Here is a 23,960-nt window from a genome sequence, read left to right on the forward strand (position 1 = left end):
GTTCCGACCCTTGCCTGGAGAAGCCGCCATGATTCGCACGCTCCGACTCGCCCTGCTGCTGGCCCTCGCCGGTTGCTTCGTCTGCGAATTCGGGCCGTCTGCCCGAGGGCAGGTGCTCGACGACGTGGTTGAAGAGGAACTCGACAATCAGATGCCCGGAAGGCAACAGCAGTTCATGATTGCGGAATCCAACTTTGACCAGATGGTGTTTGGCAACGCCAGAAACGCCGCGACCATGTTGACCCGGCTCAAGACCTTGGTGAATTTGAAAATCGAAGAAGTCGACCAGGTCGCCCGGCTGACCGACGCCCAGAAGCATAAACTCGAACTCGCCTCCCGAGGTGATATCAAGCGATTCTACGACCAGGTGGAGGAAAAACGGAAGGCGTTTCAACTCGTTCGGAACGACCAGCAAAAGTTTAGCGAGTTCTACCAACAACTTCTCCCCCTCCGGACGGTGTTGAGCCAGGGGCTCTTCGGTGAGAAGTCGATCTTTACCAAGACCCTCAAGAAGACACTCGACGAGCGACAGGTCGCGGAGTATGACAACCTGGGCCGTCAGAGGCATTTGCTGAGCCAGAAAGCCAGGATGGGTCGCATTCTCATCACGCTGGACAATTGCGTGGGTCTGGATGCCAACCAGCGCCGACAGCTTTCGAAGTTGATTATCGAGGAGACTCGGCCGCCCAAAGCCTCCAGCAACCTCGACCTGTACGTCGTACTTTTCCAACTCTCACGCCTTCCCGAGGATCGCATTCGGCCGATTTTTCAGGATGCCCAATGGCGTCTGATGCGAGCACAGCTGGAAATGGCGCGAAAAAATGAGCCAATGCTCACCAAGCAGGGGGTGCTCTTCGATGGGCCCGACGCGGAGCGTTGGATCGTCGGAGTCGACTCCGACGTGCCGAAATCGCCGCCGAATCACGTGAAATAGGACGAGCGCAGGAGGGCTTCATCATGCCGGACCGAGATTCTTCCGGTCTCGTCGAAGTCGAGTGCTCACGGGAGCCGACCCGTTCCGGAACGCCGACGGGTGGGCCGTGCGTTTTCGGCACGTGGCCTCGGCCCATGCTGTGCTGGGTCGCAATCGTCAGCGTGGCCTCGACATTCGCGACCCCCGCGTTCGTCACTGCCCAGGTCCGCAAGGAGCAGGCCGAGGTTCTGGTGGCACCCCCGGCGCGCCCTGGTGGGGCTGCAAAGGCAGAGCCGAATGCGAAGCGTGCGACCGTAGCCCCGAAAGTTCGGATCATTGAGCCCACGCTCCTTGTGAGACGCGCGATCATCAGGGGCGAGCATTGGGCGAAGCAATATCTCCCGGTCCTCCACGTGGAATATCGGCTCATGCGGACCATCTGTAACCCGTCCAAGGAGGAACGGATTTTGATCGCCCGCGCCGGGTTCAAGGCCCTTGATGAGGCCGCGAAAAATTACGATGCCTGGCAGAACAATCGAAACCGGCCCAATGAACAGGGAGCCGCGAGGCCCGTGGTCCCCAACCCCCGAAAGGCGATTCAGGACGCCTTGGCCACCGCTGTGAATGCTCATCTCTCCCCCGATCAAGGGGAGCGATATCGCGTCGAGCTCGAGGCTCGGTCGGCCGAAGCCAAGCGGGTTGCGATTCTGACCGTGGTGGCGAAGCTTGATCATACCCTTGTTCTTACGGTCGAACAGCGCAGCCAACTGACGGACTCGCTCACGTCCCATTGGGACGAGTCGTGGGAGACGGGACTTCAGCACTACAATCTTGACGAACAGCTCATTCCGCCGATCCCTGACCCACTTATCAGTAAATTCTTGAGCAAATCCCAAATCGAAGTCTTGAGATTTCATTTTCAACGAGTTACGCCCAGCGCCTCTGCCTATGGGATTGGCGTCAACAATCTTGATGGTCAACTGGATGATGAGTTTCCGGACGCGGTTGCCAGGGAAATCCCCAAGCCGGAGACCAAGAAGTGAGACTGACCACCGCGAGGGTCCCCCTGCCTCCCCCCTCCCCTGAAGGAGTCGTCATGGCACGTGCACGCTGGCACAGCCCAGGGTTGGTGTTGGCCCTTGCCGTGCTCATCTCGGCCTCTGGGTTGGCGCGATCCACCAGGGCCCAAGTGGTGGACGACGAGGACGAGGTCGAAAACCAGGCGGTGCAGCAAAATTTCATGATCGATGAGTCGAATTTTGATATCTGGGTCTTTGGGAGACCATCGCTCTCTGGAAACGTTCGCACTCGACTCGAGGCCTTGTTGACACTGAAGATCGCGGAGATTGACCGGGTCGCTAGGTTGACCGACGCCCAGAAGAAGAAGCTCGAGCTCGCCGCCCACGGTGACATCCAACGGTTCTTCGACAAGGTCGCCGAAAAGCGGAAGGCGTTCGAACTGGTTCGCCACGACCGCCAGAAGTTTGCTGAGATTTTCCAGCAGCTCATGCCGTTACAACAGGCCTACAACAAGGGGCTCTTTCACGCCGATTCGATCTTTGCCAAGACTGTCAAGAAGACCCTTGACGATCGTCAGGCGGCCGACTTCGACGCTCTGAACGCCAAGCGGCGACGATTTCAGCAACAGGGAAGACTTGGCCATCTTCTTGCGACCCTGGATACGAACCTAGCCTTGGATCGCCAACAACGGCAGCGGTTCTTGAAATTCGTCGTCGAGGAAACCCGCTCGCCGCGTGATTCGACCGCTTTCGACGACTACATCATTCTCTATCAACTCGCGCAACTTCCCGAGGAACGTGTCAAACTTTACTTTCGCGATCCCCAGTGGCCGATCATGCGCCAACTCCTGGCTCATTCGCTTTCCTATAAACAAAGAATGAAGAGTCAGGGAATTCTTCCGGGAGAATCGTCGGATGAGCCTTGGATCGTGTCAGTCGACTTCGAATCACCGAGCTCGACCTCAATCGATAAGAAGAATGTCGAGAGTTCTTCCGGAAAGTGATGTCTGGGCGACCGGAAAGTCAGCGGTCCCTCAGCTCGCACCTTGCCATGCCATCCCAGAGAGAGGCCTCCCGACAGTGAACCAGACACGTGATTCGAGGGCTTCGTGATGTCCCGATATGAATTACCTCGCGTTTCCCCGGACGCGACGACTGCAAGACGCCGGTTTGCGCTTTTCATCGGCTTCATGGCCGTACTCCTTGCGCTGGCGGTGGCTGGCGATGCGAACGCCCAGTTGCCCGTCGCGAAGTCAGGGGAAGTGATTCCTCGCGACGTGCGCGAGATGTACGACCGGGGGCTCCAGTATCTCGCGTCGTCGCAAACGGAAAATGGCGATTGGGCGAGCCAAGGGGGGGAAGCCGGACCCGGGACGACCGGCCTCGCACTCATGGCGTTTCTCGCTTCGGGAGAAGACCCGAATTTCGGCCCTTACAGCAATCACGTGCGTCGGTCGCTTCGCAATATCATCACAGCGCAAAACGCCGATACGGGATTTTTTGGCGGCAGTATGTACCACCACGGCTTTGCCATGCTCGGTCTGGCCGAGGCCTATGGCGCGGTGGACGAGCGAAACCTCTGGCCCGACCCGAAGGGGAAGCGGTCGATCGGCCAGGCCCTGGAACTGGCCGTTCGCTCCGCGCTGACTTCGCAGAAGAAGAACCCGCTTGGGGCCTGGCGGTACTCACCAGAATCGACCGACGCCGATACGTCGGTCAGCGGAGCGGTCATGATCGGCTTGCTCGCGGCCCGCAACGCCGGGATCGAGATCCCCGATGAGGCGATCAATCGGGCCGTCGGCTACTTCAAGTCGATGACCTCGTCAAACGGGTTCGTCGCTTACGCCGGCGGCATGGGCGGGTTCGGCGACTCGACCGCCCGCTCGGCGATCGCGACCTTGGTCTACGCCGTCGCCAGACGTAAGGATATGCCCGAATTCAAGGCGACCCTCGACCATATCAAGAATCAACTCGAACAGCCGGTGCAAGGGTATCCCGAGTACGGTCGGTACTACCAGGCACAGGCCTTCTTTCAGGGCGACACCGCCGCCTGGGAGAAGTGGAACAAGATGATCATCCGGCAACTGAAACAGGCGCAACGCTCCGATGGCAGCTTCCAGGGCCAGTGGGGGCCGTCCTTCAGCACGTCCATGTCGTTGCTGGCACTGGCCCTCAATTATCGATTTCTTCCCATCTACGAACGATAAAATGCAAGTCAAAGGGATGTGCAGCCATGCGCCATAGCCGTCCGCCCTCGAAGACAGGACCCCGCATCCAGGGCTTCCCTCGACTGATCGTGCTCGCCGTCGCCTGGGCCTTCTCCCCGACGCTCGGCCCCGTCGCGCTCGCGGTCGAACCGGTGGCCGGACCGCCTGCGAGCCTCGTCCTTCATCTGACCGACGGTGGTTTCGTGGCCGGCAAGTTCCACGAGACGGATCGGCCGGGGATACTCCGCTGGCAGGGGAATGCGTTTACCTCCCCATTTGACTTCGACATCAAGTCGATCGACGCCATGCAAGCTCCGGTCCCTGCCCAACTCGCCACTCCCGAGGGGGTCTTCCGGTTCGCGCTCTCGGGGGGCGACGTGGTGTTCGGAACGCTGATCAAACTCGATGAAAATGAGGCCGAATTGGACCTGCCCAGGGTCGGACGGATTCGCCTCCAACGCCCTCACCTGCTTCGGCTCGAACGCTGGCAAGGCCGCTCCGACCTCGTCTATCTCGGCCCGACCGGCCTGGCCGGCTGGACTCCCTCGCCGTCTCCCGCGGGCGCTCCCAAGGCCTGGCGCGAGGAATCGGGCGAGCTGATCACGGACCAAGACGGGGCCTCGATCGTCAGCGATGTCCCCCTCCCCGCGCGGGCGATCATCGAATTCGAACTCTCCTGGAAGAGTCAGCCTGACTTCGTGCTCACGCTTGGAGAAGCAGACAATCAAAAGATCGACGAAAAGAAAAATGAGAATCCGTTCCGGTTCGAGATCTGGGATCAGGAACTGGTCGTTCAGCGGGAGACGGCGAACGAGGCCGACGTGGCTTCCCTGGGCAAACTGGCTGCGGGACCGGGGCGTGTTCATCTGAGAGTCTACTTCGACGATGAACGCGGGAGACTCGTGGTCGACTCCGCGGATGGCAAGCCGCTGGCTGAGCTGAATGTGGCCGCGTCAACGCCCCACACGCTGGCCGGTTTTCAACTGTTGAACAAGAAGGGGGACCTGCGCCTCGAACGGCTCGAGATCAGTCGATGGAATGGTGAGCTGCTCCGCGAGCCGTTGCCGGACGGCCCGAACCTCCGCCGTACCAATGGCTCGAACGTCGCGGCCAAGGGAATTCGTTTCGACGCCGAGGCGAAGTCATTCGTCGTTTCCGAGGGAGACAACGAGTTGCGCATTCCCCTGGATGAGACGGCCCGCCTGGCCTTCTCACCGTTGACCGATATCCCGGCGCGGTCGGTTCACATCCTGCTTCAGGACGGGTCGCGGCTCAGTGGCGACCTGACCGGTGTCGAGAAAGACGCCGTGGTTGTGAAGCTCCCAGGTGCTGAGGAACCGGTTCGGCTGCCGATCGATCAGCTTCGCTCCCTGATTGTGAGCCGTGCTCAAGACGCCCCCGCGGCGAAGCCGGAATTGACCCCGCGCCTGGAGATGGAAGGGGTCCGGCTGACCGGCCGACTCCTCGCCGGCAAAAATGAGCCGGGGGCCCCCGGCTTGACGTGGCAGCCCAACGGAAGCGCGACAGCCAGCGCGCTCGCCGACAAAGCCTCCGGGCGGATCCTCTACAAGGAACCGACGCCGCCAGCCCCGAAGACGACGATGATTCGTAGTGGCAATCAGATTCAAGTGTTCAACGCCAATGGAGGTCGCATCCAGGTCGCACCACGACCAGCTCCTCCGCAGGGGGTGCTTCAGGGGTTCATCATGGCGTTTGCCGGCGCACCTCCCGCACCCCAGGCGGCTGCGAGTCCGGCCGGCGCCGGCGCCAGCACCGGGAAGGCATCCGGGCGGAGGGCGCTCTACCTGCGGACCGGCGACATCATCCCGGCGGAGGTCACGATGATCGACGAGAAAGGGGTGACCATTCGCACCAGTCACAGCAAGGATGTGTTCGTACCTCATGACAAAATCAAGGCCGTGGAACTCTCTGAAGAACCGGTCGTCCCGGTTCGTTTGAACAAGGCCAAACGCGAACGCTTGCTCACGCTCCCTCGTGTTCAAAAAGGGAGTCCGCCCACCCATCTGGTCCGATCGAAGAATGGTGACTATCTTCGCGGTCGGGTGGTCGCGATGGACGAGAAGGCGCTCCAGGTTGAAGTCCGGCTGGAGGTCAAGACACTTCCCCGCGAGCGAGTCGCTCGGATCATCTGGTTGCAGGCCGAGGACCTCGAGACCGGCAAGGCGGCCCCTCAACAAGAACCGGCGGCTGATGAGGAATGGCTGGTGCAGGCGGTGCGCAAGGACGGCGTTCGCCTGACGTACGCTCCCGAGCGCCTCGAGGGCGATACGCTCATCGGGACCAGCCGCGTCATCGGCGAGTGCCGGGTGCGCCTCGACGAGATCGATCAGTTGCTGATTGGAGCGGCGATCGAAAAAGAGGCTGCTCAGCTCACGTTTCAGCGATGGTTGCTCACGGATGCTCCCGAGCCCAAGATAACGGAGGACGAAGGCGAGGGCTCGGCCGGCGGAGGAGCATCGGGACTCTCCTCCCCCCTGGTCGGCAAGCCGGCCCCCGACTTCTCTCTCGAGCAACTGGGGGGCAAGACGTTCCGCCTGGCGGAAGCCAAGGGGAAGGTGGTCGTCCTCGACTTCTGGGCCACCTGGTGCGGACCCTGTCTCCAAGCGATGCCGCAAGTCGAGAAGGTCACGGGCGAGTTCCGCGACCAAGGGGTATTGCTCGTCGCCGTGAACCTCCAGGAGTCGCCCAAAGAGATCTCGGCGATGCTCGAACGGCATAAACTGAACCTGACCGTCGCTCTCGACAAGGACGGCGCCGTGGCCGAAAAATACAAGGCCAACGCCATCCCCCAGACCGTGGTCATCGACCGCGAGGGGAACGTCACCCGGCTCTTCGTCGGCGGTGGTTCGCGTCTCGGAGATCAACTTCGCGAGGCGATCCAGACAACCTTGGATGGGCCCGATGCAAAAGTGCCGGCAAGCGGTGGGGCGGATCCGAAAGCGCCGGCAAAATAATGGGGCCGCTCGCTTCGAGATTCTCCGCCCCGAGCCGCAAGTTCGGACCTGACGTCAATTCCGCTCCGCACCGCACCACCTCCAATCGTTTCTGAGAGGATTGCGTTTATGAGATTGGCGACTGGCTGGATCAAGACTTGCTTAAGGTTATGGGTTGGGTCCGTGGGCATTCTCGTCGCGTGCCCACTCCTTAAGGCAGCCGAGACCGTGCCTCTGGCTCGCTATTTTCCGAAACAGGACCTGGCCGTCTATGCCGAGTTCGACGGACTCGACACCCACGGTGAACTCTGGCGGAAGACGGCGGCCTACCGGCTCCTGAACGAGACTTCCACCGGCGCCATGCTCGAGAGCGTTCTCGTTCAGATCGCCGAGCGGTTCAGGTCGAACTCGACGACGACGCTGCCCGAAGCGGGCGAGATGAAGCTCCTGATCGAGCACGCGATTCGCCACGGATTTGCCGTCGGTGTCGTCCGGAACCCCGGTCAGCCCCAGCCGATCTGGGTCGGCGCTGTGATTCGAGGTGGGGGGAAGGGCAAGGTTCGCGAGGTCGTCGAAAAGTGTCTTGCGGCCGTCCGCGAGGCCGATCAGAAGCCGCAAGCCGTCGGCAAGCCCAAAGGCCGAACGGTCTCGATGGAACAGGGGCCGGAGCCTCGAGCCGCCTGGTGGCAGGAAGGGGATGACATCGCCCTCAGCCTGCTTTCGCCAGTGGGGGCCGACGTCATGATCGAGGCCCTTGATGGGGGGCGTCCCAATGCGACGGCTCACCCCGATCGCACGGCCCTGGCGCGTGTCGCCGACGGCTTCACCCCGGTCGGCCTGGCCTTTGCCGATCTATCCGCCCTTTCCCCACTCCCTCCCCAGGCCGCCGCGCTTGGTTTCGACCGGGTCAAGCGAGTCGAATATCGCTGGGGCATTCAAGGGGATGCGCTGATGACGGTCACCCGCCTGGTGGCCCCGGCCCCTCGCTCCGGGCTGCTCGCATTGTTCGACCAGCCGACCTTTGATCGCGAGCGCCTCGTCTCAGTGCCACCAGGACTTGGGGGCGTCACCGCCTTCTCGGTCGATTTCGGAGGGGTCTACGACCGCTTCGCGGCCGGCCTTGCCGCCACGAACCCCACGGGGCGCAATTCGCTCGAGTCGACCGCGATCGCGTTTCGCAACGTGACCGGCCTGCGGATTCGCGACGACTTGCTGGCTCAACTCGGATCCAAGGTGACCTATTTCTCGCTGCCGAGTCGAGGCGATGCGCCGAGCCATGCGCTGGCGGGGCTGGCGCAGGGTTTTCTCCGAACGCCAAGATATGCGGCGATTCTTGAAGTGAAGGACGCGGCGGCGTTTGCCAAGCTGCTCGACGGGGCCGTGAGCAAGTCGCAAGCCTACTTCCGGGATCAGTTCGAGGCGAACAAGAAGTCCCCGCCTGTCCGGATTCATCCTCTGAAGGGCAAGGCCCACGGCTACTCGGTACGGATCTCACCCTCCGTCGCCCCCCTCCCCGCCGGTTTCCGGCCGACCTTCCTCATGGGGAAAGGATCACTCATTTTTGCCAGCAACCCGGAGGATGCCCTGGCGACCTTGGAGTCTCAGGAGCGTGGTGCCCCGCTGCCGGCCTCCGATCCGCTGGCTCTCTCTCTCAGCCAACTTCCTCGCCACACGATCATGGCGAGCGTCGTTGATGAGCGCCGGTCGCTCATGCCCGAGTTGATTGCCAACGTTCCTCTGCTGGTGCAATGGGGGCAGACTTTCGTCATGACCCGGTTCTTGGGACCGCGATTTCGCCAAGTGCAGCAGGGCCAATTCGCCAGGCAAGGGCCGTTGCAAGGTTCTCTTGCCGGGCTCGACATCGATCCTGACACGATCCCGACTCCCGAAGAGGTGCGCCCGTTCCTGTTCCCGTCGCAGTTCACGCTTACGGCCGACGACCAAGCGGTGGAATACACGACGCGCGAGGCCTTCCCCGCACTGAACCCGGCGGCCTTGGCCCCCGTTGCCCTGGCCATGCTCTTGCCGGCGACCCAGTCGGCCCGCGCCGCCGCCCAGCGCAGCCAGTCGGTGAACAACCTGAAGCAGATCGCCCTGGCGATGCATAATATTCATGCTGTGAACAATGCGTTTCCACCGCAAGCCACTTATGACAAGAACAAGAAACCACTCTTGAGCTGGAGGGTGGCGCTGCTTCCCTACATGGAAGAGGGCGCGCTTTATAACGAATTCAAGCTCGACGAGCCATGGGACAGTCCTCACAACAAGGCTCTCATCCCGCGGATGCCGAAGCAGTTTATCATTCCGGGTTCCAAGGCCGAACCGGGCAAGACGTACTATCGCGGTTTCTCCGGCCCGTCCACCTTGTTTGATGACAAGCGGAAAGACGGTGTGGGCGTTGGGGTCCGCGATGTCACTGACGGAACCTCAAACACGCTCGGTGTTGTGGAGGCAAAGGAGGCCGTCATCTGGACCAAGCCGGAAGAAGAAATCCCGTTTGAAGCGAACGCCAATCCGGACAATCTCAAGAAATTGGTCGGATCGCTGGGAGGACACTTTCCCGGTGGATTCAACGCATTCTTCATCGATGGGTCAGTTCGTTTTATCAAGAGCACGATCAACCTCAACGTTTTGAGAGCCCTGATCACTCGCAACGGTGGTGAGGTGGTCGCGCAAGACGCGTACTGAGCGGCCCTATCCCATTCCCCTGCTTTCGAGGCCCGTCCGACCTTGCCTTGGAGCAGGGGATTGCGGTGGTTCAAGCGGTTGACCGACGCAGTGCGCCCGCCGCTTTCCTCGCGTGGAGTCAATGCGAGCGAATGCCGCTCTGAGCATCCCGGCACGATGACCCAAGAACGGGGGTACAGACCCTGGCGACATCACGGGATCGGTCTCGGACCCTCCGAACGAAAAAAATGAGGGCTCGAGCCGGTGTGCTTGAGGTTTGCACACGATTCATGGGCAGACCAGATCCTCCTGGTTTACATTCTTCGTTTGAAACGAGGTCATCACAACCTCACGTCTCAAAGGGAGTGCTCGACGAGCGGGACGCCTTGGAGTATAGTGGTGGCCTATCGACTGAATACCCTGTTAGTCTAAGACGAAGGGTTTTTCATGGGCCGCCTCTCCGCGAAGTCACGCGTTTACAAGGACACCACTGCCCAGCAGTTGCGGAGCTTTCACGAGACAGCTCGACTGGGAAGTTTTTCCGCCGCGGCGAAGAGCCTGGGACTGGCCAACCCAACGGTCTGGCAGCAAGTCCGTGCCTTGGAACTCGACTTCGGCGAACGCCTGCTCGAACCGCGCGGACGGGGTTGCCACCTCACCGAGGCCGGTCGGTTGCTCGCCGACCTGATCGGTCCGTTGGTCTCGGGAGCCGCGACGCTGAAGCGGCGGTTTAGCGAGGCCCGGGCTTCGTTAGCCCCTCGACTGGTCCTCGCCGCTTCGCCACGCATCCTTGCCGAAGACTTGCCCGAGTGCGCCGCGGACTTCCACCAGAGCCAGCCGGACGTTCAGCTTGCCCTCAAGGAACTGTGGGACGACCAGATCCTCGCCGTTGTTGAAGCCGGTGAGGCCGACGTCGGCCTGCTTCATGACCGAGGCCCCGACCTGGTCAGGCTCAACCCCTGGCTCGAGTTTCAGCCGGTCTACGAGGTTGACATCACCCTCGTCACGCCCGTGGACCATCCCCTCGCCCGCCGCCGCAACGTTCGGCCGGCCGACCTTCGCGATTATCCGCTGCTCAACGGCTTGCGAGGAATTCCCGACCTCAGCGTCACGGCCGTCCTCGACAAGGCCGGCGTGTCCTTGTCGGAACCGAAGCTGGTCGAGGCCATCTTTACCACAACGGTCTGTCAGTATGTGAGGATGGGTTTCGGGATCGGCTTGATCTTCTCCTCATCCCTGTCCGCGCCCCACCCGGGGCTCCACCATTGCGTCATGAACCGCCATTTCGGTGGGACCGTCGTTTATCAGGTCCGCCGGAAAGGGGCGCCGCCGTTCCAATCGGCGATCGCCTTCATGGACGTCGTCAAAGATCGCTTGAAGCGAGCCACCAAGAATGCCTGACGTGGAGTGAACCGGCTTCATCCCCTCCCCTCTTTTCTTGCTTTTCTCTGGGATCGGCACGGGACGAGGGGCAGTTCCTTCCTTACTTTTTCAGGCCGGCGCGATCCCGTTCGGTCCGCCAGGGCATGTCGGCGGCCTGGTAGACAATGCCGGTGGCCTTGTCTTGCACGAACACAGCCAGGCCGAGTTTCTCGACATTCCACGAGGAGTCGCGTTCAAAGGTGAAGCTCAGCGCCTTCGCGGCCTCATCTTTGAATGTGATGAACTCGAATTTCGTCGCCCGCGCAGGGAATCGAGCGGTCAGAGTCTTCTTGGCATTCTCACCCGACTCGACTTCGGTCACGACCCCATCCTCACGGAGGACGGCACAGACCAAGAGTTCCCTGTCCCGGACGACCGCGGTGCGGGGGACCACCTTGATCCCGAGCTTCCCGGTCCTCGTATCGTTCGCGAGTTGAAGCGAGGTCTGCAACGCCACCTGAGGCTTCCGTGTCAGGGCACGGCGGATCGCGGCCTCGGCTCCGGCGGGATCGCGGCCGTTGATCGACTGCTCGCCGTCGATCATCATCATGGGGGTGTAATAGAGGCCGTACTCTTTGTTCTTGGGCTTGGTGTAAAGCGAGTTAAAGGCCATTTGACGCTGGCTGTAGAGCGCCTCGGAGAACGGGTCTTTCCACGGTTTATTGAAATAATCCACATGAAACGCGATCGGAACAATCCGCCGCTCTCGTCCGGCCAGGATCCCGAGGTTCTTCTCAGCTTCGGGACACATGTTGCAGCCTTGAGAGGTATACAACTCGACGAGAACGACACGCCGGGATCCTGAGCCGCCCGGAGAATCCGTCTGCGCGTTGCTGGATTCCGGTCCGGGAGTGAGCAACGCGATCGAGGTCAGCCAGAATCGGGTGGAAACGCGCATTCTTGGATGGCTCCGACTTGTGAGATCGGCTCGCCCCACGTAGAGGGGCCATGATTGTTTGCGACGACGGTTCTCGCTCGCCTTGCAGGCCACCGAGCAGTCCTCTGGCCCCCGTTGTAGACGAGGCTGGGGGCGCGATTATTCAGGTCATCGCGGAAAGTAATGCCATCGATCACGGGCTCGCTTTGCTGGGTTCCACGGGCGGGATCCGATGGTGGGCCGGACCCACCCCGCGGGCATCGTTCGGCCAACGAGGATGCCACGGCCGAGAGTTGGAGCAGGAGGAAACGGGTTCGGCGAAGCTTCACTCCGGCTTGGTTGTTCGTTCCCCTCGGCGGCGTAGTTTGAAGATCAGGTAGGCCAAAATTGCGAGGTTGCCGAGAAGGACCATGACCCGTAACAGGTTGACTTTGTGCGCCAGTTCGTAAAATTCCAACGGAAGTAGCAGGACGGTGGCGAGGATGGTCAGGTATTCGGCCCAGCGCCGCTTCAAAAGGAGTCCCACCCCTTCAGCACATTCCAGCAACGCGTAGAAGAAGGTTCCCAGGCCGATCGCTTTGAGTTGGCTTGCGTTGATTCCACCCACTCGGTCGAGGACCAGATGAACCAGCCGACTGTCGGGATCGAGATGGAGACGCAGGACAAAACTCTCGACCACCTGACCAAGGTCGTGATGCATGAGTCGAAAAATCCCGAAGCCGGCGCCTCCGAGCATCAGGGCAGTGCCCAATTTCAACGCTCCGATGAGGCGCAAGCCCAACGTGCTTTGCTCGGAAGACGAACTCATGAGGTCCTCGTTTGGCGTGGGTCGATCGGACCGAAGGCCTTCCCCCCGGACGCTTCGAGGCTAATCCGAGAAGGGGGTCGGCGTCGAGCCTCACGCGATCGTCTCATCGGGGAGCACTGCGGCTCGAAGGGGCTGCGTGTCTCGGGTTCTGTTTGTCGCAAGCTCTGGTCCATAAACGAGATCAGCTTGGAATCGGCTCCTCGTTGTCGCCTTGGTGAACCTTGAGCCTCGGCTTTGGGTCTGAACGGAGTCGATTCCCTTGGGTCCGTGGCCGGACGTCTGAGGAATCGTCTCGAGGGAGCGAATGAGAAGGGACCCCGCGATGGCGAGACTGGAGAGAAAGACCGAGCGACTCGAGGCTCTGCGCAAGTTGATGGATCGCCTGTGTGCGCCGGATTTGATGTTGCCCGAAGCGACAGTGTTGAGGAATCGCCTGTCGGTCTTGCTGGCGCATGAGGACGACGGGGTCGGAGTCGACCACGAAGTTCGTCCTCGGTACTTCGTGCCGGCGCCCCTGCGCAGCGAAAAGGGACGAGCCGGCATGCGGTCGCCCCTTTGCATTCCTTGCCTGACCGGTTGCTATTGATCGGCCGGTCTCTTCTCCAATTGCCGCGACCCGAATGCGAACGGCCTTCATTCGGGTCGCCGGTCCCTATCGGACCTCTCGGTTCTTGCTTAGCGCTGCCATTCTCGGTCCGAGGCGGCGGTCAGAGCGGGTTCCGGCCGCGGCCTTCCGTTGCTTCGACTTCGGGACGAGGAAGCCGTGTTGGCGAATCCGTGGATCAGGTCGGCGTGATCGAGGTCGGCGATCGAATCGACGATTCGGGCCGGCTGATAAGCGTAGCGGTCCAGGTCTTCGCGGTTGGTGCCCCCGCTGAGAACCAGGATCGTCTTGAATCCGAGTTGCACACCGCCGAGGATATCGGTTTCCATCGTGTCGCCGATGACCACGGTCTGGTCGGTCGTGAGCCCCAATTCCTTGCGGGCTCCTCGGAGCATGTAAGGGCTCGGTTTGCCGACGCTGAACGCCTTGACGCCGCTGGCCGTTTCGAGCATGGCCACCGTGGCGCCGCAGCCGGGGCGGAGCCCCGAGACCGTCGGGCAGTTGGGATCGAGGTTGGTGGCGACCAGTTTCGCCCCCTTCAGAATCATCTCCAGCGCCGCCTCGACCATCTCAAAGCTGATCGTTCGCCCCTCGCCGACGACGACGTAGTCGGGGTCGCGGTCCACGATCGAGTAGCCATTCTCGTGGAGAGCCGTCAGCAGCCCCCCCTCGCCGATCACGTAGGCGGTGCCTTTTGGCGTCTGCTGGGCCAGGAATCGGGCGGTCGCCATGGCGCAGGTATAGACGTGTTCCTCCTCCACGTCGATACCGAGGCGCTGGAGCCGGGTCGCCACGTCGCGACGAGTCCGCTGGCTGTTGTTGGTCAGGAATCGGAACGGGACGCCCGCCTTGAGGAGTTCATTGATAAAGTGGTCGGCACCGGGAATAAGCTGACCGCCCCGGTAAATCACGCCGTCCATGTCAATCAAATAACCAAGCATTGACTTGAAGTTCTCCCTCGAACTTGTATCGAAAAACACGGCACGCCATCCCGGCCCGTTCCGGAGAAGAGGATGCCGGAGATACCCGGCGGCCTACCGCGACATCGGTAAATGGATTGCGAATGGCATACCAGTGCCGAAACGTGAGCCCGGCGGAGCCCGTCAAGAAGTGTCGAAACGCTATGGCTGTCGGTGTTTACGACCATCCCAGGTGAAACCGAGAATCTTCGACGACCTCGTGGGACTGCCCGACTACTAGGCAATCTTCCCTGACCCGAAGGCACGTTCGCGGTCAACTCGCGACCCGAGGAGCTCGGGTCGGTGATTTTGCAAGAGGATGTGAGGAGAACGTGATGGTTTCGCTGATCTACCATCCTCGATATAACGTCACAGCCTTCGGCCTGGAGCGGCTCCATCCTTTCGACAGTCGAAAATATCAACGGATTCAAAGCGTATTGATTGAGCGAGGTCTGCGTCGGAAGTCCGACTTCGTGCGTCCGTCGCCCGTCCGACGGTCGGACCTCTTGAAGGTTCATTCGCCAGACTATCTACGGTCGCTCGAGAGCTCGGACCTCTTGGCGAGCATCCTCGAAGTGCCGATCGTCCGTCGCCTTCCCTCCTGGTTGATCGACTGGCGTGTGCTGATGCCGATGCGGTTTGCCAGCGGAGGCACCATCCTCGCTTGCCGCCTGGCGCTGGAGCGTGGGCTGGCCATCAATCTTGGCGGCGGTTACCACCATGCGGCGCGCGATTGGGGCGGCGGCTTCTGTGTCTACGCCGACATTCCACTGGCGGCCACGATCCTCCATGAGGAAGGACTCGTGCGAAAAGTCCTGGTCGTCGACCTCGACGCTCATCAGGGCAATGGCACCGCGGCGGTGATCCGAGATTGGCCCTGGGCTTCGATCCTGGATCTGTATGAGGAGGATCTCTTTCCCTCGAGGAAAGAGCCCGAAGACTACCCCTTGCCGGTTCCGGCCGGCCTGACAGGCGTCGAATACCTCGAGATCGTCGACGCGGTTCTCCCCGAAGCCCTCGACACCTTTCGTCCTGACCTGCTGATCTATAACGCGGGATCGGATCCATTTGTAAACGACCCTTTGGCACGACTCCGGCTGACGCGGAACGACCTGGCCGAACGCGATCTGCTCGTGGCCAGTCTGGCGAGAGAACGCTCGATCCCGGTGGCCATGGTGCTCTCAGGGGGATACTCAAGCGAATCCTGGCGGATTCATGCCGATGCGATCGAGGGGCTGCTCACCCGGTTCGACCGGGACTGAGATGGCAACGCAGCGACATGTGTGATATTTTGTGGAATTCAGTTGTCGGCGAAGAATCATTCCCCTCATGATCCTGGAACGCGACACGGATGATGCCGCCGGGGAACATGCCGGGCCGCCTCCCTGGTCCTCGGCCGTTTCGCCTTCTGTTCTTCTTGACACAAAGTGCTTTGGATTGCAAAGTGAGGTTCTGGGAGCGAATCAGCCACTCGTCGAGGGGGAGGGTGTTATGGGGACATGGTGGAAGGATCTCGATCGCATCTTGAGAGGGGAGGCGACGCGGCTCTCGGCGCTGCGTCGTGGGACGATCGAGGTGCGAATGGGCGGGCTGGCGATCGTCCTGGTGATTCTGGCGATGGTCTATGGCGGCTGCATGGGAAGCTTCGCCATGCTCAAGGATGGTGGGCCGTCCTACTGGCAACTACTTGCCTCGACCGTGAAGGTCCCCGCCCTCTTTTTCTTGAGCTTGATTGTGACATTTCCGTCGCTCTACGTCTTCAATGCGTTGGTGGGGTCCCGGCTCGAAGTGGATTCGGTCCTCCGGCTTCTCTTGGCCTCAATGGCCGTCATGGTTGCGGTCTTGTCTTCGCTCGGACCGATCATTGCCTTCTTTTCTGTAAGCACGAGTACGTATTCGTTTATGGTCTTGGCCAATGTAGTGGTGTTTGCGGTTTCCGGCGCGATGGGGTTGGTTTTCTTGCTGCAAACGTTGCACCGACTGAGCGTCGTCCCCCGCGAGCCCGCGGCGACGGAAGCCACGGAGTGGGTCGGTGAGGCGAAGGGGGAAGAGCCATCCAGGCCGGTTCCGAGTGCCTTGGATCCGCTCGAAGACCAGGTGCTCGGACGCCATGTGAAGGTCCTGTTCCGTTGCTGGGTGGTCTTGTTCGGGCTCGTCGGAGCTCAGATGAGCTGGGTCCTGCGCCCGTTTGTCGGCGATCCGGGGCGTCCCTTCGCCTGGTTCCGGGGGCGTGAATCGAACTTCTTCGAGGCGGTCTGGTCGGCCCTGGTGAGCCTCTTCTCATGAGAGACTTGCTGAGCCGGGCCGATGCCGTGCTCCGCGGGCGCTCGTCGAGCTATCCCTGGACCCTGCTCGTTCTTTGCGGTCTGGTCTATGGGAGCGTGATGGGGGCCTTTGGAGGTCTGATCTGGCAGGTTGTTTACTCGGCCGTCAAGGTCCCCTTGCTCCTGCTGGCGACCTTGCTGTTGAGTCTGCCGAGCTATCTCGTCATGAACACGCTTCTTGGAGTTCGTGACGACATCGCCGAGGCTGTCCGGGCGATTGCGGTCTCGCAAGCCACCGTCACGATCGTACTGGTGGCCCTGGCGCCTTTGACCGTGCTCTGGTATGCCTCGTCGGCGGACTATCACGCGGCGATCCTGTTCAACGCGGCCATGTTCGCCGTCGCCAGCCTGGCCGCCCAGATCGCGTTGACTCGCGCCTACCGCCCGCTCATCGCCCGGTCACCGAGGCATCGCTGGCTGCTCTGGATTTGGATCGTTCTCTACGCATTCGTGGGGATCCAGATGGGCTGGACGTTACGCCCGTTTATCGGTTCCCCCGGCGCGCCCGTGCAGTTCTTCCGGGGTGGCGATCTGGAGAACGCCTATGTCGTTGTTGCCCGCATGATCATCAATGTGTGGGCGCGTTGAGACGGATTCCAGCCCCCCGGCCGCCCTTTGATGATTTGATGGATCTCGATCCTTTTTTCGGCCTTCCCTGCTTGTTATCATCGGCGGGCCCTCCTCTTTTGAGATCACATAACCCTCCTCTTGGGACTTCATTCATGAATCGCGACCTTCGGCCGGCGGCGCTCGGCCTTGCGCTCTCGCTGGTTTTCCTCCCCACGTTCGCTTGGTCGGCCGATGAGCCAACGTTTACCCATAAGGTCGATGTTGTCTATGGCCGGAAGTTCGGCACCGCGCTGACCTTGGATGTCTTCACTCCCAAGCAGGACGCGAACGGACTCGGGATCATCTGGGTTGTCAGCGGTGGCTGGTTTTCGTCGCATGACTCGATCAACCCCTCCCCCCCCTTCGTTAAGCCATTGCTCGAACGGGGCTACACCGTGTTCGCCGTCGTCCATGGCAGCCAGCCGAAGTTCACCATTCCCGAAGTGATCACCGATATGAATCGTGCGATCCGTTTCATTCGTTATAATGCGAAAGAATACGGAATTGATCCTGAGCGGCTTGGTATCTATGGCGCCTCAGCGGGGGGACATCTCTCGCTCATGCAAGGGACCGCGGGCGACCTGGGCAAGTCGGATTCCAGGGATGCTGTCGATCGAGCGTCGAGTCGGGTTCAGGCTGTGGCCTGCTTCTTCCCGCCCACCGACTTCTTGAATTACGGCAAGCCGGGCGAGAATGCGATTGGTCGGGGGACGCTGAAAGGCTTCCAGGCCCCCTTCGACTTCCACGAGGTCGACGAGAAGTCGCACCGGTTTGAGCGAATCACTGATGAAGCCAAGATCACAGAAATCGGCCAGCAAATCTCGCCGATCACTCATGTCAGCTCGGATGATCCCCCAACGCTCATCATCCACGGTGACGCAGATAAGCTGGTCCCCATTCAGCAGGCCGAGTTGATCGTCGAGAAATTCAAGAAAGCGAACGTTGAGGCGAAGTTGATCTCCAAGCCAGGTGCGGTACATGGCTGGCCCAATATCGACAAGGACGTGCTTCTCTTCGTCGATTGGTTTGACGAGCACCTCAAAAAATCCCCGGATTCGAATTCCAAGCCCTGATTGAGGCTTTTCATCGCCAGGAGCGGAGAGTCAAACGCATCTTTGATGCACCAGGGGGCATGGTGCAAGCCCCCCGCCTGTCCTGCCCTGAGTGAGACCTCCTTCTGGAAGCGGAACCCGGCTGGCCCGGCCGATTGGATGACCGCGAGGTAGAATTCCAGCAGGCGGGCCGCCGGGGTGAATCCCCCAATGGGCGGCCCCCCCTGGAGAAATTTCGACAGGTAGCCACATCGGCAAGTCGATATCCCGCCTCTCCTACCCTCCCACCCCTCACACTCGGTTCTCCCTCGAGATCGCCTTGTCGCGCGGAATTCTACCAATTGGTCATGAGGCCAAGGGGAGTGTGGAGGATGAAAGGGCCTGCCTGCCGGTGAAGGGGGAAGCGATTGGAGCTCGGCTGGATCAGAGTCTGAGTGGTTGGAGTGGCTGGGAGCCACTCAAGGGTAAGCCGCTCTTGCGGCCCGGCCAGGAAGTGGCGTTCGCGGGCCCCGAGGAAGAGAAATCAAGTCGTTATGATTGACGGAGGACACCTGAAGGCCAGTCAGGCGACCGGTAGTCGGCCATCTCGACAACACTTGCGGGATGCGAGGCGCCTCGTAAGGTCGCTCGGAACGGGTCGACAGAGCCGCAGCGGAGAGCGCTGGCGACCAACCGCGGCTTGCGGAACTCCCGTGACGAGGCCGGAGTTCCCGGCTGGCCTCGCTTCGAGGAAGAGGTTTTGGCTAATCAAGGCATAGGTTAAGAAGGGTATGATTAGAATGGCGAGATTTGACCTGGTGATGGGCTCGGAGATTGGTGGGAGGGTCTGGAGGCTTTGCGGGCGGCCCAGGAATGCGAAGCGGACCTGCTGTCAGGCGTGGCCTGAGTGGCCCTGCTTTCAGTTTTAGGCGAAAAACGCTTCGTGCAAGCAATAAAGCGGACGGATCATCGTTCCGAGAAAGATCACTGCCAGCACATGAGTCGTCGTCCCATCGGCCCTGATCGCTTCTTTTCGCCCTTGTTTAAACTTAAATTACCGTGGTTTAAGTGTTCCCTCGCCGATCGGCTCGCAGGCCCGAGAATCCGCTTCAGAACACCTTGAGCTCTGATTACATGACTCTCATGATGTGTGATTATTCTAATAGTAAAAACCCGATTTAGCGCATCCTCCAATTCCTCTTGATAGGTATTGACGCTGGTGCTAAGATTATGTCGTCAAGCACCGAAGTTATGATATATTCCTCTTCCATGGAACGCGAAATCTTCGGATTCTCACTCAGGCGGCTGTCAAGGCCGACTTTGAGAACAAGAATGAGTGGCTTTCCTGTCACTTAATCGTTTTCCCTGTGTTGACGACGTCTCGGTAGTGTCCTAAGTTCTCGAAGTCGGTGCGGACTTCCTGTAACGAACTTCGAGAAATCTACATTTGGAGGATGATCTCGATGGCGACTGCGTCTGCGGCGGCCAAAGCCACGGCACCCAAACCGACCAAAGCCCAGAAAGAGGCCGCGCTGCGGCTCAAGCAGGCCCAGCGCGCCGCAAACCTGTTGAAGCAGGTCAGTGATCCGACCCGGCTTCAGATCATCTTAATGCTCTCCGAAGGCGAGAAGCATGTCGGAGCCTTGGGCGAGCACCTTAACCAGAGCCAGCCCGCAGTCAGCCACCACTTGGCCTTGCTCCGCCATGGTGGAATCATCGCCCCGCGCCGCCAGGGCAAGAACAATTTCTACGCCCTGACCGAGATCGGCGATGAGTTGGCCAAGGTCGTCAAGTCGGTCATTGCCTGACGCGACGCCGAGCCGACAATGCATCCGAACCGCCACAACCACCCGGTATCTGCCGGGTGGTTTGCGTTTATCCAGGCCAGATTATCCACTCATGCGTCGGATTGAATCGGTGGCATCTGGGTATTTGAACACTGTGGCCACGGTGTCAAACGAGCCAGTCCATGCGAAGGCCCAAAGACAAGGGTTACGCTCCCTGCCTTTGGGCTGACGAAGAGACTACGGTAACGTCGTGGCGACAGTCTCAGGTCAGATGAGCAGTTCGTGGATCGGATCACCGTTTTCGATCAGGTAGGTGGGCCGTCCGGTCCGATCCTCGAAGCTGACGGTTCTGGCATCGATGCCGAGGTGGTGATAGACCGTCGCGGCGACGTCCTGCGGGCTGATCGGCCGGTCGACGACATGCTCGCCGCGCTGGCTGCTGCGGCCGATGACCTGGCCCATCCGCATGGAACCGCATCCCATCAGGACGCTGAAGGTTCGGCCCCAGTGGTCGCGTCCGGCATCCTTGTTCATTCGTGGTGTCCGGCCAAACTCACCCATCGCGACGACGAGGGTGGATTCGTACAGGCCCCGTTCGATCAGGTCTTCGATCAACGCGGCGATGGCGCGATCGAGGGGCGGAATGAGCTTTTTCGCCCCTTCCTCGGTCTTGAGCTGGGGGGCCGTGCCATGATGATCCCAGGGGACACAGTTGACGGTCACGAACGGTGTCCCCGCCTCGACGAGTCGGCGGGCCATCAGGGCGCTCTGGCCGAAGGTGTGCCGGCCGTAGCGGTCGCGGACGGCGGCGGGCTCGGCACTGATGTCGAACGCGTCGGCCACCGACTGGCCGGTGAGCATGTCGAAAGCCCGCTGGTAATAGGCGTCGAGGTCGCGGAGTTTAGGGTCGAGGTCGCGGCGGAGCTGATCCATGGCTTGGAGGGTGCGTCGCCGGTCCTCCAGGCGCTGGATCGAGATGCCTCCCGGCAATTTCAGGTTCTTGACCTGATAGCCCGCATCGTTCGGGTCCGATTCAATGATGAACGGGTTGGCCGACCCGCCGAGGTAGGCTGAGTAGTGGAAGAGGTTGTCCGTCCCTCCGCGGAGGTTGGGAACGGCGACGTATGAGGGGAGTCCGGGCCGTCTCGAATCTTTGAGCCGGGCCACGGCCGCACCCATTGCGGGCCTGCGCTGAATCCGGTTGTCGGGGGCATTGAACGCCGGCCCTTCGTAGCCGGTCAGCATCCAGTGGTTCCCTTTGGTGTGGTCCCCCGAACCGTGATTGACCGTTCTGAGGATCGCCAGCCGGTCCATCAATCGCGCCTGCTCGGGCAAGAGTTCGCCGAAGCGGACCCCCGAGACGTTGGTGGCGATCGAGCCGAACGGGCCGCGAAATCCACTGGGGGCGTCGGGCTTGGGGTCCCAGGTCTCCATATGGCCGGGGCCGCCACTCAGCCAGAGGAGAATGACGCTGCGCTCACTGCTTAATGTCGACGTCGTCGTTGCCGCGGACGCGCGGAGACGCAGCAGGTCTGGTAGAGCGAGGCCGCCGAGGCCGAGCATCCCCGCCTGGAGGAAGCTGCGTCGGGTTGTCCCGTCACAATCGCGCGCGCCCCCGCCGAAGACCTTGAGCATCGCATCAATCCTCAACTGACGTTTGATATTTTTTTTGAGTTTAACTCTTGTTAATTTCGGAGGCTTGAGGCCGTTTGTCAAGTCCGCCTTCGCCGGATTGATTCCATGGCGCTTCCTTCAGGGGAACCTCGCTCCGCCAGCCAATTCTTTGAGGGCTCGACACCTTGAAAGGAAGAGGAACTCTTTCAATGGGGAGAGCGAGTCGGCATGTGCCGGTTGTATCAGGTTTCTTGCTGTCGCAGGCGGGATAACCGTCTTGCCCCCCCCTCGCTCTTTCCTGGTACTGCGGCTCTCCTGCCCGCAGATCATTGGAGGTTTTCGAGGATTGTCGTCCGAGTCTTGTGTCGGTCGCAGTGCCGGCGGAACTCGTCTCGATTGAGAATCTTGGTGACGTAGATCTCGGCGGTGACCGGATACGGCAGGCTGTGATACCGGGAGTCGAAGTCCAGCTTCACCTTCGTTGAGTCCACCTTCCGCCCGTTTTGAGTCACCTCGGCGCTCGGCGGTGTGACGAACCAGAGATGGGCCGGTCGCTGTGACCAGCCGAGGAACACCCAGACCTTCGTCTTGTTTCGCCCTCGATCGAAGAAGAGAGGGACCATCATGCGAGCGTCTTTTGCAAGGTCGGGATCGGTCGCCATAGAATCGGCCCAGCGCTGAAAAATCGTGCGATCGCCCTCGGTGGCCATCCCGAGTTGTCGGCTGACCGTTGCGGAGGCGCCCAGGAAGAGGCCCTGCATCTGCTCCAGTTCCGTGGCCAGGTCCATTGCGGCGGCTCCGGAGGCCGCCTCCCGATGGATCTTGCGGAGTGCCTCGGGCCCGAATGTGTCCTCGAGCACGGAACGGATGAAGCGATACGATTCCCCTCGGCGCAAGTAGTAGGTCGGCAGCGGCTCGGCGGCCAGTTCGGGGGCGATGTGAATCGTGACCGGCTCTTGACCGGGGGCCGCTGATCCAGGAGCTGGAATCAAGAGTTGCTTGATGTGCGTTTCTCGGGTCAGGGCGAGAATCCCTTTGAAGAGCTCCAAGAGTTGCTTACGATACGATGGTTCGGTGCGCAGGTGGCTCGCCTCGGGCATGCGCTCGGGAATCACCAGCGGCTCCAACGCCCAGGTTTGTCGGTCGTACCAGCCTGACTTTTGGGTCGGCCGAAGGTCGATCGTTCCGGCCTGGATCCGTTTGATCATCTCGTCGACGAGGCTGAACCCTTCGGGGATTGGCTGATCGCCAAAGAGCCTCATGATGAGGTCGGTCTCATGCGCTCGAGACGCCGGGAAGAAGGCGAGCGGTCGGTCGGTCGGGGCGATTCGTCCCTCGTCGAGCTGCTTGATCGGCCCCTCAAGACTGTCGGTAGCCAGTGGGTTGGTCATCCGCGAGATCAGGGAGAGGTAGGCCTCATAGGTCGCTCGCGCCTTGGGGTTTGCGTGGATCGCCCTGGCCAGGGCCTCGATGTCTGCCTGCCCCTTGAGCTCGGTCTGGAGCATGCGATCCTGGCGGAAGATGGCCTCCAGGGCGGAAGACCATGTGTAGAAGCCGATCGGCTTTGAACGGAGCGAATCGCCGAGGAAGGCGGCCACGGTCGCTTTGACGGCGGGTTCGGCTGTCGGTGAGATGGGGAACGTCGGATTCCCCAGTCGGCCGGCCGCCAGGACGATGGCTGGAGGGCTCTCCGGCTTCACGACTGTGAGGGACTCACACGCTTTGGCGACCGCCTGGAGCAACGCGCCTTTGCCTTGGAATTTTCCGAGTCCGTTCTGGGCGGCCAGCTCGATCGCCGCATAGAGCCCGTCGTCGAACTGTTTCGCCTTCTGGGAAAGTACCGAGGCGGAGATAAACGATCCGTTCATCCCTTGAAGCGTTGGTGCGATCGGCGGCTCGGTCGATCCACGCGGATCATTGTCTTGATCTTCGGGGATCTCGATGCCAATTACCTGTCGGGATAGGTCGAGCCGGATGTGGTAGCCCTGGTCGTCGAATTCGCGAACCGGCATGCGGACCTCCGCGGGAGCCGCGGCCATCAGTGTTGAAGCGAATCCAATCGGGAGAGCCAGGCGAATCGCTCGCGGGAAACGAATCATCATGATCTCCGGTTCTGGGGGATTCGAGAGACTGAGTTCATTCTCGAGGGGGCGAGGAATGCGCTC

Annotated in this window: 18 protein-coding genes; 13 read left to right on the forward strand and 5 right to left on the reverse strand. The window is 61.0% G+C overall.

All coding sequences use genetic code 11. The annotated features are described in order from the left end of the window. Window positions 1-28 precede the first annotated feature (28 nt). From V5E97_RS28180 to V5E97_RS28210, 7 genes are all read left to right on the forward strand, one after another. Window positions 29-934: a hypothetical protein gene (locus V5E97_RS28180; RefSeq protein WP_406694891.1), complete on the forward strand. Its 906-nt coding sequence runs from the start codon at window positions 29-31 to the stop codon at window positions 932-934. 134 nt (window positions 935-1,068) lie between these two features. Further along, window positions 1,069-1,956, forward strand: coding sequence for a hypothetical protein (locus tag V5E97_RS28185; RefSeq protein ID WP_406694892.1), 888 nt, complete (start codon window positions 1,069-1,071; stop codon window positions 1,954-1,956). A 53-nt stretch (window positions 1,957-2,009) separates the two neighbouring features. Then, window positions 2,010-2,936 (forward strand): hypothetical protein, encoded by a 927-nt coding sequence (locus tag V5E97_RS28190; RefSeq protein WP_406694893.1) that lies wholly within the window; start codon window positions 2,010-2,012, stop codon window positions 2,934-2,936. Between the two features lie 186 nt (window positions 2,937-3,122). Next, window positions 3,123-4,139, forward strand: coding sequence for a squalene--hopene cyclase (locus tag V5E97_RS28195; protein ID WP_406701229.1), 1,017 nt, complete (start codon window positions 3,123-3,125; stop codon window positions 4,137-4,139). Between the two features lie 26 nt (window positions 4,140-4,165). Continuing rightward, a complete protein-coding gene (locus tag V5E97_RS28200; RefSeq protein WP_406694894.1) occupies window positions 4,166-7,114 on the forward strand; it encodes a TlpA family protein disulfide reductase in 2,949 nt (982 codons plus the stop codon). Between the two features lie 162 nt (window positions 7,115-7,276). Next, window positions 7,277-9,781 (forward strand): DUF1559 domain-containing protein, encoded by a 2,505-nt coding sequence (locus V5E97_RS28205; RefSeq protein ID WP_406694895.1) that lies wholly within the window; start codon window positions 7,277-7,279, stop codon window positions 9,779-9,781. Between the two features lie 426 nt (window positions 9,782-10,207). Next, window positions 10,208-11,161: a LysR family transcriptional regulator gene (locus tag V5E97_RS28210; protein WP_406694896.1), complete on the forward strand. Its 954-nt coding sequence runs from the start codon at window positions 10,208-10,210 to the stop codon at window positions 11,159-11,161. 82 nt (window positions 11,162-11,243) lie between these two features. Here V5E97_RS28210 and V5E97_RS28215 read toward each other — a convergent pair whose 3' ends face one another. Continuing rightward, entirely contained in the window at window positions 11,244-12,080 is an 837-nt protein-coding gene (locus tag V5E97_RS28215) for a DUF1223 domain-containing protein (RefSeq protein ID WP_406694897.1), read from the reverse strand. A 304-nt stretch (window positions 12,081-12,384) separates the two neighbouring features. Next, window positions 12,385-12,867, reverse strand: a complete 483-nt coding sequence (locus V5E97_RS28220) for a DUF2127 domain-containing protein (protein WP_406694898.1) — start codon at window positions 12,865-12,867, stop codon at window positions 12,385-12,387. A 322-nt stretch (window positions 12,868-13,189) separates the two neighbouring features. Between V5E97_RS28220 and V5E97_RS28225 the strand changes: the two genes are divergently transcribed. Beyond that, a complete protein-coding gene (locus tag V5E97_RS28225; RefSeq protein ID WP_406694899.1) occupies window positions 13,190-13,453 on the forward strand; it encodes a hypothetical protein in 264 nt (87 codons plus the stop codon). Window positions 13,454-13,542: 89 nt separating this feature from the next. Here the strand turns inward: V5E97_RS28225 and V5E97_RS28230 are convergent, their stop codons facing one another. After that, window positions 13,543-14,412, reverse strand: coding sequence for an HAD-IIA family hydrolase (locus tag V5E97_RS28230; RefSeq protein ID WP_406694900.1), 870 nt, complete (start codon window positions 14,410-14,412; stop codon window positions 13,543-13,545). A 353-nt stretch (window positions 14,413-14,765) separates the two neighbouring features. Here V5E97_RS28230 and V5E97_RS28235 point away from each other — a divergent pair, with 353 nt between their 5' ends. The 5 genes from V5E97_RS28235 to V5E97_RS28255 all read left to right on the forward strand — a co-directional run bounded on the left by V5E97_RS28235 (window position 14,766) and on the right by V5E97_RS28255 (window position 20,202). Beyond that, window positions 14,766-15,692 carry a histone deacetylase family protein gene (locus V5E97_RS28235; RefSeq protein ID WP_406694901.1) on the forward strand — a complete coding sequence of 309 codons (927 nt, stop codon included), beginning with the start codon at window positions 14,766-14,768 and terminating at the stop codon, window positions 15,690-15,692. Between the two features lie 229 nt (window positions 15,693-15,921). Continuing rightward, a complete protein-coding gene (locus V5E97_RS28240) occupies window positions 15,922-16,716 on the forward strand; it encodes a hypothetical protein (protein WP_406694902.1) in 795 nt (264 codons plus the stop codon). Beyond that, on the forward strand, window positions 16,713-17,342 hold the full coding sequence (locus tag V5E97_RS28245; protein WP_406694903.1) for a hypothetical protein: 630 nt from the start codon (window positions 16,713-16,715) through the stop codon (window positions 17,340-17,342). Before V5E97_RS28240 ends, V5E97_RS28245 begins: the two co-directional genes overlap by 4 nt. A gap of 134 nt (window positions 17,343-17,476) precedes the next feature. Beyond that, window positions 17,477-18,436: a prolyl oligopeptidase family serine peptidase gene (locus V5E97_RS28250; RefSeq protein WP_406694904.1), complete on the forward strand. Its 960-nt coding sequence runs from the start codon at window positions 17,477-17,479 to the stop codon at window positions 18,434-18,436. Window positions 18,437-19,848: 1,412 nt separating this feature from the next. Beyond that, a complete protein-coding gene (locus V5E97_RS28255; protein ID WP_406694905.1) occupies window positions 19,849-20,202 on the forward strand; it encodes an ArsR/SmtB family transcription factor in 354 nt (117 codons plus the stop codon). Between the two features lie 246 nt (window positions 20,203-20,448). Here the strand turns inward: V5E97_RS28255 and V5E97_RS28260 are convergent, their stop codons facing one another. Next, window positions 20,449-21,816, reverse strand: a complete 1,368-nt coding sequence (locus V5E97_RS28260; protein WP_406694906.1) for a DUF1501 domain-containing protein — start codon at window positions 21,814-21,816, stop codon at window positions 20,449-20,451. A gap of 305 nt (window positions 21,817-22,121) precedes the next feature. Beyond that, on the reverse strand, window positions 22,122-23,897 hold the full coding sequence (locus tag V5E97_RS28265; RefSeq protein WP_406694907.1) for a hypothetical protein: 1,776 nt from the start codon (window positions 23,895-23,897) through the stop codon (window positions 22,122-22,124). Window positions 23,898-23,960 lie beyond the last annotated feature (63 nt).

This window comes from Singulisphaera photorubra, assembly GCF_045290345.1.
Classification (GTDB): Bacteria; Planctomycetota; Planctomycetia; order Isosphaerales; family Isosphaeraceae; genus Singulisphaera.

Coding starts and splice junctions, on each gene's coding strand:
- V5E97_RS28255 (WP_406694905.1), top strand. CDS start 19,849: ATGATCTCGATGGCGACTGCGTCTGCGGCGGCCAAAGCCACGGCACCC.
- V5E97_RS28235 (WP_406694901.1), top strand. CDS start 14,766: ATGGTTTCGCTGATCTACCATCCTCGATATAACGTCACAGCCTTCGGC.
- V5E97_RS28210 (WP_406694896.1), top strand. CDS start 10,208: ATGGGCCGCCTCTCCGCGAAGTCACGCGTTTACAAGGACACCACTGCC.
- V5E97_RS28240 (WP_406694902.1), top strand. CDS start 15,922: ATGGGGACATGGTGGAAGGATCTCGATCGCATCTTGAGAGGGGAGGCG.
- V5E97_RS28180 (WP_406694891.1), top strand. CDS start 29: ATGATTCGCACGCTCCGACTCGCCCTGCTGCTGGCCCTCGCCGGTTGC.
- V5E97_RS28265 (WP_406694907.1), bottom strand. CDS start 23,897: ATGATGATTCGTTTCCCGCGAGCGATTCGCCTGGCTCTCCCGATTGGA.
- V5E97_RS28220 (WP_406694898.1), bottom strand. CDS start 12,867: ATGAGTTCGTCTTCCGAGCAAAGCACGTTGGGCTTGCGCCTCATCGGA.
- V5E97_RS28225 (WP_406694899.1), top strand. CDS start 13,190: ATGGCGAGACTGGAGAGAAAGACCGAGCGACTCGAGGCTCTGCGCAAG.
- V5E97_RS28190 (WP_406694893.1), top strand. CDS start 2,010: ATGGCACGTGCACGCTGGCACAGCCCAGGGTTGGTGTTGGCCCTTGCC.
- V5E97_RS28245 (WP_406694903.1), top strand. CDS start 16,713: ATGAGAGACTTGCTGAGCCGGGCCGATGCCGTGCTCCGCGGGCGCTCG.
- V5E97_RS28195 (WP_406701229.1), top strand. CDS start 3,123: ATGGCCGTACTCCTTGCGCTGGCGGTGGCTGGCGATGCGAACGCCCAG.
- V5E97_RS28230 (WP_406694900.1), bottom strand. CDS start 14,412: ATGCTTGGTTATTTGATTGACATGGACGGCGTGATTTACCGGGGCGGT.
- V5E97_RS28250 (WP_406694904.1), top strand. CDS start 17,477: ATGAATCGCGACCTTCGGCCGGCGGCGCTCGGCCTTGCGCTCTCGCTG.
- V5E97_RS28260 (WP_406694906.1), bottom strand. CDS start 21,816: ATGCTCAAGGTCTTCGGCGGGGGCGCGCGCGATTGTGACGGGACAACC.
- V5E97_RS28185 (WP_406694892.1), top strand. CDS start 1,069: ATGCTGTGCTGGGTCGCAATCGTCAGCGTGGCCTCGACATTCGCGACC.
- V5E97_RS28215 (WP_406694897.1), bottom strand. CDS start 12,080: ATGCGCGTTTCCACCCGATTCTGGCTGACCTCGATCGCGTTGCTCACT.
- V5E97_RS28200 (WP_406694894.1), top strand. CDS start 4,166: ATGCGCCATAGCCGTCCGCCCTCGAAGACAGGACCCCGCATCCAGGGC.